The organism is Ignavibacteria bacterium, from assembly GCA_016873845.1.
Lineage (GTDB): Bacteria > Bacteroidota > Ignavibacteria > Ch128b > Ch128b > JAHJVF01.
The window spans coordinates 1-2482 of the sequence record VGVX01000143.1 but is presented as its reverse complement, the minus strand read 5'-3'; the positions used below and the strand labels follow the sequence as shown (position 1 = coordinate 2482).

Below are 2482 nucleotides of genomic sequence, written 5' to 3'. Positions count from 1 at the left end.
GCAATGATGTTTTCTGCATAGGTCTTCGCGGCTTGTATTCGCTTTTCTGCATTTTTGCGCTCTGTGATGTCAGTCGAGAGAATAAGTACACCCTCGGGAACAGGTTGAATCCTTAGTTCTAACCATCCTATTTTCTCGTCTGGAAATGTGATTTCATTCTCCATTGTGTAGTGTATACGTTCCTCCAAGCAACGTTTAATCACCTTAAAGACGTTGGTCTTTTCAAAGTCGGGCCAAATATCCATGTACTTCTTGCCTAAGAGTTCTTGTTTCGGGTGACGGAAATGTTTAGCGGCTGCATCGTTGATATAGATGTATCGCCAGTCGAAACCAATGATCTGGCAACCTTCCATCAGGTTGTCAAGAGTGTTGTGATGAAAGTCTTCGTTCGAATGTTTAGTTTTTGATTTCATATCAATTTCCTCGTTGTTAGATCATAGCGGCACGTGCTAATGACGTATAACGTATCGCAAAATCGTCGCCGATGAGTTACGTACGAGGCATCCGGTCGCTTGTACTGTTGCCTGATTCACGTCAATGCTCTTACCATCAGAACTATTGGTGACCAACGGATCAAAGCTGGCTTCGACCAAATTATGTGCGTAGAGTGAAGCGGCGCGCTGTTCTTCTTCCTCTCTAATCCTTTTTTTCATTTCACCTTCTAACTCTGCAGTGCGTTCTTTAACCAATTGTTCATGCTGTTTACGATGTTTAATAAGTTCATCCTCCGCCAGTTTCTGATTTGTTATGTCATTAGTAAAACCTATTACTCCAATAATATTGTCGTCATCATCCTTGAAGGGAATTTTATCTGTCCGCACCCAGAAGTGTGTTCCGTTTGGAGATTTCATATGCTCAATGATATTTCTTTTGGGCTTCTTTGAACTAATGACTTCCAAATCATCTTTCCAAAAAGCATCCGCTTGTTCTTTGGAATACAATTCGAAACAAGATTTACCTTCTATTTGTATTTTACTTAAAACCATTACATCGGCAAAAGCTTTGTTTACCTTAATAAAACGATTCTCTTTAGCCTTATATTTGTTTTGTTTTTCTTTCAAAATAAAAGATACCATGCTAGAATTGTGCAATCTATATTTAATTTTGTCTTCAATGGAAAATATTTAGGCAGTATAGGTATTAAGCTCATAGGACATAATCCAATTTTGATTTGAGTGCATGTTGAAATTAATTGATTGAAAATAAATATGCAATAAAAACCTTACGAAATAATATCATGATAATAAGTTATTTCCTTTTCATCGGACCAATGATAAAAATCGACATCTTTTGATGGGATAAAAATACCACCAGTGTACTTTGCTTCGACAATAAATTCCAAATGCAAACGACTATTTGATGAAATTACTTTTACTAAACTTATAGGCATGATATCGAAGTTTGTTTCTTCCTTCACTTCCCTCTTTAGCGCGTCGAGCAGTGTTTCTACTAAAAGAGTTGGCAGGAGTCTTGACAGCCGGCTTTTATCAAGAAACTTTGAATGATACAGTTTAAGAAATTTATTTAGTGTTAAAGGTATCAAATCGGTTTCCTTGCCTGATTGCCAAAATGAGCTTTGGTAGTCTATCAAACTGGAAAGAATATGTTTGGATAATTCATTCCTTGTGTTGATCCACTTTAATGCAACGATCCCGTTGTCTGAAATTTTCTGATTAACAACGGGGATGCTCTTTTCTAAGCGTGGATCCGATATTTCAAATGTAAGTTTACTATTCTGTACCATTACTTTTGCATAAACAATTTTTTTTACTATACACTTATCCCGTTCTAGTTTTAGGGCTGGCCCGCCTGCCTCACAGCTATATACTTGGCGGGTTTACCCGCCTTCCTTATTGCTATATACCTGGCGGGCAGGTTTCGATCGGCAAATTTATGCTCGCAGGGTTCTACTAACGTTTTCATATCAATATATTTAAGATATTGTTCTAAAGGCATCCTAAGGATTTTTGATAGAATGATCCGTCCGATTTTCTTTTTCATTCTCAGCTATAAGATATGAAGGTAGAAAGAATTACAATGAAAGATTTTCTTCGTATATCTTCCTGCCTAAATCTAAACATCCTTCAGCGAAGCTTCCATTGGATTTGTGCTTTTTATTGTTTCTCTTTTTTCACCTATTAACCTCTTTTTTGCTTCTTCAATTATGATCTCTCTTAATTCTTGTTCAGTGTATCCGAGTTTGGCGGAATATGTTCGAACAATATCCTCGAACATCTTATTCTGGTTGAATAGTTTCAGTTTATCGCTAAACACTAAAACTCCTTCGGGGATGAACTTGAAAATATTTTCAATAAAGATTTTGAACAGTATTATTTCCGATAAAGAGTTAAAAAATATAATTGAAAATTGAAAAACGAAAAAATTATAAACTATAAGTTGTTCATTTTTTTAATCATTGCAAAAAAACTAAAAAAGTGGGCGATAATTTCACACCGCCTCTAAGAAAAGCCCGACTTTTAAG

4 protein-coding genes are annotated in these 2482 nt (G+C 36.0%); all 4 read right to left on the bottom strand.

Annotated elements, in window-relative coordinates:
* On the bottom strand, positions 1-413 hold a 413-nt coding region (locus FJ213_13345; GenBank protein ID MBM4177137.1), incomplete at its 3' end, for a PAS domain S-box protein.
* Between the two features lie 36 nt (positions 414-449).
* On the bottom strand, positions 450-1076 hold the full coding sequence (locus FJ213_13340; GenBank protein MBM4177136.1) for a PAS domain-containing protein: 627 nt from the start codon (positions 1074-1076) through the stop codon (positions 450-452).
* Positions 1077-1222: 146 nt separating this feature from the next.
* Positions 1223-1744, bottom strand: a complete 522-nt coding sequence (locus FJ213_13335) for a hypothetical protein (protein ID MBM4177135.1) — start codon at positions 1742-1744, stop codon at positions 1223-1225.
* A gap of 329 nt (positions 1745-2073) precedes the next feature.
* Entirely contained in the window at positions 2074-2274 is a 201-nt protein-coding gene (locus FJ213_13330) for a hypothetical protein (GenBank protein MBM4177134.1), read from the bottom strand.
* Positions 2275-2482: the final 208 nt, after the last annotated feature.

What these genes read in the sequence shown, in the direction of transcription:
- FJ213_13340 (MBM4177136.1), bottom strand. Translation starts at nt 1,076, where the DNA reads ATGGTATCTTTTATTTTGAAAGAAAAACAAAACAAATATAAGGCTAAA.
- FJ213_13335 (MBM4177135.1), bottom strand. Translation starts at nt 1,744, where the DNA reads ATGGTACAGAATAGTAAACTTACATTTGAAATATCGGATCCACGCTTA.